This is a genomic window from Methanosarcina sp. A14 (genome assembly GCF_001729375.1).
GTDB classification, from domain to species: domain Archaea; phylum Halobacteriota; class Methanosarcinia; order Methanosarcinales; family Methanosarcinaceae; genus Methanosarcina; species Methanosarcina barkeri.
The window spans coordinates 1-6,022 of sequence record NZ_LZPK01000092.1 but is presented as its reverse complement, the minus strand read 5'-3'; the positions used below and the strand labels follow the sequence as shown (position 1 = coordinate 6,022).

Below are 6,022 nucleotides of genomic sequence, written 5' to 3'. Positions count from 1 at the left end.
CACAACCCTTTTTAAAAAATGCTTGACCGAAAACCCCGGCAACAACATGGTCGGCGTGATCAAACGACTCAACGCAAGCTTTTTCAAAAAGGACTTGATCAAAACCTGATACTTCAAGATAAATCGAGTTATGTTCTCCTTTTTTGAGGGGTTTGGGTTTTATAATATTGATGGTCTCTCTTTATTTGATTGGTGTTTTAAAATATTAGTCGAATAAAGATGGGCCATCTAGATTTTTAAAAACTTGAAAACTGTTTTTTCATTTACTCTGGTAATTCTTCTAGTATAGATTAATTTCCTTACTTTTACATCCGTTCAAGTAAATCTAAATATTTTTAAACCTTGTAAAGTCAATTCATAAAACCATCTTTGAAACAAAATATTAAGGGTAACCTCATTTTTCCTGTTCAGGTATTTCATTCATACTTATAAATTATAAACATATAACTTCATATTTTCAGCTTTGGAATTGATTTATAGTCCTATTCCCCCAAATAGTCATCTTTGGTAACAAAAACCCTTAGTATTTTATATTTGAATCATTCCTAAATATATTGAAAGTTATTCGCGGGCAAGATTCATGAAAACAAGGATTGAAATAAAAACAAATGGAGGCCAAACATGAAAAGACTTACCAAAAAAGCATGGTTTCATAAAAGGCGTATTGGTTGGGGAGTTAGCCCAGCTAGTTTAGAAGGCTGGTTGGTAACTATTGGATTTATAATTGTTGCTCCACTTGTCGGTATACATTATTCTGAAGAGAGCATAACCAGATATGCTATTCTTACAGTAATGGTAATTATTCTTATTGCAATTATTCTTTTAACTGGCGAAGCACCAGGTTCTGAAATGTTGGATAAGTTAAAGAAAAAAAATGATAAATAAGGAAATTAGTGCATTTATTTCAGTCAAATGCCCAAGCTAGCTTGCTGCGGGGATGGAAAACTTCCCAGGTAACAGTTAATGATAAGATTTACAACTCCATTTTTTTGTTTATTGACTTCTGCTCGAACTAAACATTATCAGGTTTATTGTCTTCTTTTACGGAATTTCGAGCGGTGGCGCAAGCATACCCCATTTTTTGCAGTGGGGTGCGCCAGCGCAACTTTAAATTAAAAATTAGAATGAATTACTCGAGAGTCAGATCTACGAGTTCGTACTCAAGATTTTCGGTTTCCAGCCTGTTAAGAAGGGAAGGAACCTGCTCATCTACTGAGACTACAAGGGATGATAAGCCATGGTATGCAGCCTCAATAACTGATTCGTTACTTCCGAACATAACATTCGGGGTTATGTCGAGCTTGCGCAGGGCTATAAGTGCTTCCACGCCTATAGCTGCGATATAGGGTTTTGAGCTTGTCAGAACCCTCAGGCGTTCAATATCTACTTTTCTTGAGCCTCCACGCTCAATCCTTGGGACCTTGCAGATTGTAATTGTAGCATTTTCCAGGTCGATCAGGCCTCGCAGGCTTGTTACTCCTACATCTTCTCCAGCAGATGCGTCGGAAATTACATTGCCTGATGCACCTGTTTTTTCCGTGCTGCTTACGTACAGGAGTCCACCTTCCATTTTCAGGTATACCTGCTGGTCTTCCTTTACATCCTCTTTTGCAATTGCTGTCCAGGTTGAGATATGGTTGATTATGTCCTCCATGACAAAGCGGGCATACTGCTTCATTTCCGTGGCATTATCAAGGACCCATTCCACACCTTCTTTTGTAATCCTATAGCGGACCCGTCCCTCAGTAACTATCAGCCCGTCATTTACAAGTTCTTTAATATATTCGGAAACTGCCTGGGGAGTTATTCCTATCTTTGCGGCAATTTCTTTTTGTCTTACGTTCGGTTGGTGGGCTGCAATTTCGATAAGGACCTGAAACTTGGTTACTCCACTTTTAGTTTGGAGGATTTTGATCATCAATCGTAGTTCTCCTCTACATCTTCAATTATTTTTAACCGTTGCCCCATTACAGAAAGCCTTTCAGATCTACGGGCGACAGCACAAATATAAAATGGGTTTCTATTAAGTGTCCGTGTGAGGCTGCTCATGGAGGTATTGCCTTCTTCTACTAGCTTTTCCAGTTCTTCCATCGCATCCTTGACCTCATCGTATGGTTTGAAGGTCAGCATGATGATATCGCTTAAATCCTCAAAAGAACACTGAAAATTAACCTGAACCTTGGAATAGGAACTGTGGTATTCTTTGGAGGGTTTTTGCCCTGCCTCTGGAACTCTCCACTGGCTCTCCAAGAGCCCGGCTTTTTTCAAGATATGAAGGCTTCTTGATGAGTCTGCACCCATGAATTCATCTATTTCTGCTTTTGTCATCCATTTGCTTGAAAGTGTGTCAAATATTCTTTTGTGAGTTCTTGACCCAAAAGTCCTGAGTAATGGTACTAAATAGGAAGGATCGTTAATTATTCGAGTTCGTTTACCCATTTACTCCTCTCCTTCTCGTCTTATGTTATAAGCTTTCAAATATAATAAAGATTTGTAATTTGATTATTCTCTATAATCAATATCAAGCCCTTCAGGCCCGTCCCAGTTAAAAATCGGCGCATTTCGCTTCAGTTCACGGCATTTTTCATAAAGTGCATGGGCTACAATAGGGAGAGCTATAGTAGCATCCACGAAGACCTGCACTTTTTTTGCCTGAGATGCAATTTTTCCCCAGGAAACGGCTTCATCGAAAGTGCAGCCTGAAAGTCCTCCCCAGTGAGGGGCATCAGTAGTGTACTGAATTGCATAATCATGCCCTCCGATTTGCATTCCAAGAATAGAAGCTATCACTTCAGTCTGCTGAATAAAATTCTTAGGGACTCCACCTCCAATATAGACAACTCCTGTTTTTCCTGATTTTTCTACAATCTGAGTAACCTCATCAACGTCTTTTATCTGGTCAATCTCAAGTTTCAATCCTCTTCTTCTTGCAATGGTTAGCCCGATTCCTATTGAACTGTCTGAAAGTGCAGGAACGAATATAGGAATATTATGTCTGTATGCACTTACGATTATAGAATCTTCAGCCGCTCCGCGTTTTGCCAGTTCCTTTCCGAGCAGGTACATAAATTCCCTTGAGGAACAGGAAATTTCCCCAATTTCTTCTGCAAAATCCGCAATCAGGTTATCTGCGGTTCTGAACTCTTCTTCAACTGCAAAAACGTCATAGATCCTGTCAACGCCGTGCTCAAAGAGGTTTTCATCGTCAACCAGATGTGAACCCACATAGTGTTTCTTGCCAAGCGCTTCGTGCGAATCATGGAACAGGTTTGCTCCTGTGCTTACAAGACAGTCTATCATCCTCTCCCGGATCATATAGGAAATAATCCTGCGCATGCCAGCAGGGACCATAGCTCCTGACAGGCCCATAAGCACGGTCATATTCTTTTCTTTTAGCATGTTGTGCCATGCCTGGACAGATTCGGCCAGCTTTCTTCCCTGGAAGCCTGTCTTAAGCATTCCTTCCATCAATTCGCTTACAGATCTGTCCTTTACATCTATCGGAACGGTTGGGTTATCTGTGAATACATTAAGATGCATATCGTTCTCCTAATAAACAGATAATGATAGTTTTGCATATGATTTCTAATACCTGAAGGCATTTGGCGACAGGCTGTAAGAAATGCAAATAGCGCTATATAATTATATTATTTTATTAAATATCAATATATGCGGACTCTTCCCTGATGATATCACTAGAGATGAGTCTTCTTCAGGAAAACTAATTTGCCGGGTTTGAATTGGATCAAAGAATATGAAATTGACAGCATGATGAGTATATTTTTTCAGAGTGGAGTTCATAAACAATCGCAGAAATTATTAAGGGCATACTGTTAAATGTTCAGATAGTAAAGACTGCTGCGGATATCACGGTCATCCAGTCTCCACGTTCATCTACAGAAGATGACCTGGGAAAACTGAGAGTCTTGAGAGGGGATTCATTTGTCCAGGTGCTGTACATGCTCCTTGCAAGTTTTTCTGAATGTTCCCCAACGTCCTGAGCGGTTTCCCCATAGGCATGATATTCTGATATGTAACCGTGCCTGTTTATGCTTTGCGGGAGTGCACAGCCAACTGATGTACTGAGCGTCCTTCTTGGCTCATTGGAAGAAATCCTGGACATTACGCAAAATACAATCTCTCCGGGACTTAACTCTGCGAGTCCTTCCTCTTTGGACACAATCTCACAGTTAGGGGGCAGGATAGAACTTACAGTTACAAGATTAAATTTCTCAATACCTGCATCCCTTAGTGCAACTTCAAATGATTCAAGATTTTCGGGATGTGTACCAACTCCACTTGTAAAAAATACTTTTCTGGGAATTAATTTCGTGATCATCTTTGCAGCCTTGTGAAATAATCAATTTAAGCCTAATTCAGATGGCAATTATTATTTTTAAGCATTGCCCTTCAGTTCTGCGGAAAAAAGCTCAATTCTTATTTATTTAGTTAACTGTGAATATAAAAATTATATTAATTATTTTATTTTTCTCAATGTTTTTCTGGCTCAGGTTCAGTCTATGCTGGAAGACCGGAAAAAGCAGGTGTCTCTTGCAACAAAAATATGAAAAAACACTCCAATTAGAAACCTAATTTGATAGATTCTGTTAATTAATGCAATATCCTCTTACAAAAAATACATTGTATTGACACATTGCCGTGTGGTAAAATGAATAATGTCAAAAAAATCAATAAATACACAAGATAAATTTGAATTGTATGAAGAAAACAGATACCTGAAGATCATTCATACATTATCAAATATATCCTTCTGTCAAATTAAGGTGAGAAAAAGCAAAAAATAATACCAATGTATAATTAGAAGAAGCAAAATCAAAGAACAAAGTAAATGGAAATTTTGGAAAAAACGAGATTGAAGTAGATTTCTTCCTCACTCATTTGCTCTTACATTTACTCTTATATTAATTTAAGCTACAACCCATTTTCCGAAGACACCAAATGTTTGAGTTCTTACCTTCTTACCGTAGACTTTGATCGTCCATGGCGTTGCAGTCCACGCTCCTGTCTTTTTTGTTAACTTTACACCCGTATAACCATTTATTTTTCCATCATAACTGTCAGAATAAGGGCCGTATTTTTTTCCATCGGGTGCAATTACAGTGAGTGTTAGAGAATTTTTGTGGTTACCCCAATCACATTCTATCGTTATCGATTTAACTTTTTTCCGATCTTTAGTTTGCTTGTATGGGTTTGTCCTTGTTTTAGGCTGCCTGAAGCACATGTGGAAACGAGATTATCGATGTAGTTAATGTTAATAGACTGAGAAGCTGGATTAACTTCCTTTACTGAAACCATAGAATTATCTTCCTTGGCTGAAACTACAGACACAGCCATCATACTCACGACAATACATAACACAAAGAATTTCCATGTTTTCATATTATCACAAATAAAATAAAGAGATCTAATTATAAATAGTCAATTTTTACTTTTAATACTAATAATATTTTAATATTAATCATAAATACGCAATAAAAATAAAAAACGTTATTATTTTATTTATATATGCGAATAAAATTCCGTATTATTCTTCTAAACCTACACAAACGATTTAAAATAGTTGCACTATTTCCATTTCAATTATAACTATATGATAATTATAAATAATAATGCTATTTTTCTTAAAAGCTTGATTTCAAATCAAAATCATGCAAAAAAATGTATATAACGCTTTTAAATTTAGGACTTGCGCACTTGAGTAACAAAATCAATTACAGCAAAGACTGTAAATTAAACTGAACTTTCAAATAAACACAATTTTTCCTGAATTTTCAATAAAAACTAATAGCAAGAAGCACCTTTGCAAATTGGTAATTATATTATCCACTGATCATCCATTGGTCATTGGTTAAGGAATTTTCTTGCCTGAAAGCTATCGATTTTGCATTAGAAACCGGCCTTAAATTTTGGCCTATTAACATGAAATCGATGCCCTGTTCCAGCTTCTAACTTATTAAACTATTCACTAAATGTTGGGAAATTGACGCAATTTGTCATGATT

The 6,022-nt window shown here is 37.1% G+C and carries 6 protein-coding genes; 1 reads left to right on the top strand and 5 read right to left on the bottom strand.

From position 1 onward, the window contains the following. Window positions 1-621: 621 nt before the first annotated feature. Window positions 622-885, top strand: a complete 264-nt coding sequence (locus A9239_RS05270) for a hypothetical protein (RefSeq protein ID WP_048120972.1) — start codon at window positions 622-624, stop codon at window positions 883-885. 244 nt (window positions 886-1,129) lie between these two features. Here A9239_RS05270 and A9239_RS05265 read toward each other — a convergent pair whose 3' ends face one another. The 5 genes from A9239_RS05265 to A9239_RS05245 all read right to left on the bottom strand — a co-directional run bounded on the left by A9239_RS05265 (window position 1,130) and on the right by A9239_RS05245 (window position 5,242). Next, complete coding sequence (locus A9239_RS05265) at window positions 1,130-1,918, bottom strand: MarR family transcriptional regulator (protein ID WP_176722104.1); 789 nt, start codon at window positions 1,916-1,918, stop codon at window positions 1,130-1,132. Further along, the gene (locus A9239_RS05260; protein ID WP_048120968.1) at window positions 1,918-2,439 is read right to left on the bottom strand and encodes an ArsR family transcriptional regulator; all 522 of its coding nucleotides are present in this window, start codon (window positions 2,437-2,439) and stop codon (window positions 1,918-1,920) included. The genes A9239_RS05265 and A9239_RS05260 overlap by 1 nt, the downstream gene beginning before the upstream one ends. A gap of 63 nt (window positions 2,440-2,502) precedes the next feature. Then, the gene (locus A9239_RS05255; protein ID WP_048120965.1) at window positions 2,503-3,540 is read right to left on the bottom strand and encodes a deoxyhypusine synthase; all 1,038 of its coding nucleotides are present in this window, start codon (window positions 3,538-3,540) and stop codon (window positions 2,503-2,505) included. 301 nt (window positions 3,541-3,841) lie between these two features. Beyond that, on the bottom strand, window positions 3,842-4,339 hold the full coding sequence (locus A9239_RS05250; RefSeq protein WP_048120963.1) for a pyruvoyl-dependent arginine decarboxylase: 498 nt from the start codon (window positions 4,337-4,339) through the stop codon (window positions 3,842-3,844). 588 nt (window positions 4,340-4,927) lie between these two features. Continuing rightward, window positions 4,928-5,242 (bottom strand): hypothetical protein, encoded by a 315-nt coding sequence (locus A9239_RS05245; protein ID WP_052712894.1) that lies wholly within the window; start codon window positions 5,240-5,242, stop codon window positions 4,928-4,930. Between the last annotated feature and the right edge of the window lie 780 nt (window positions 5,243-6,022).